The organism is Cellulomonas sp. P4_A2 (assembly GCF_056402515.1).
In genome coordinates this window covers 1-500 of record NZ_JBFUHG010000083.1, presented here as the reverse complement: position 1 = coordinate 500, position 500 = coordinate 1, and the positions used below count along the sequence as shown (strand labels likewise).

Sequence of the window (500 nt, the reverse complement as noted above, 5' to 3'; positions counted from 1 at the left end):
GGCCAGGGTGGTGCCGCCGGCCAGCTCGTCGAGGAGGCCCGAGGCGGTGTGCATCTGCCGCACCACCTCGGGCATCGTCTCCAGGGTCCTGTCCGGCGGGCGGATCACGATGTCCACCCCGTCGCCGAGCACGTTCAACTCCGAGTCGGTGACCAGTGCGGCCACCTCGATGAGTGCGTCTTCCGTCAACGAGAGCCCGGTCATCTCGCAGTCGATCCACACCATGCGATCGTTCATACGCCCCACCCTACGGGGCGCTGCGCTGCCCCGGCAGGGTCGGGCGTCCCGTGGCGTACGCATCGGACCCCGGCTTCCCGTGATCCGGCTGACCCGCACCGACCACCGTGGAGGCTGCGGCCCCTGGGCCCGACGGGGTCCCCGTCGCACCGGCCCTCCGGCTCGCGGGCGTGCCCTGCGCGGGCACGACCGCCTCGATCGCGGTCGCCACCGGGTCCAGCGCCCCGGCCTGCGGACGGCGGGCCCGGTAGGCGGCCCTGTAC

At 73.8% G+C, this 500-nt stretch carries 2 protein-coding genes; both read right to left on the bottom strand.

Annotated elements, in window-relative coordinates:
- Positions 1-237: exonuclease domain-containing protein (locus tag AC1DUE_RS20195; protein WP_477041193.1), on the bottom strand; the 237-nt coding region annotated here is incomplete at its 3' end.
- Positions 238-247: 10 nt separating this feature from the next.
- Positions 248-500 (bottom strand): hypothetical protein (locus AC1DUE_RS20190; protein ID WP_477041192.1); only part of this gene is annotated, 253 nt, incomplete at its 5' end.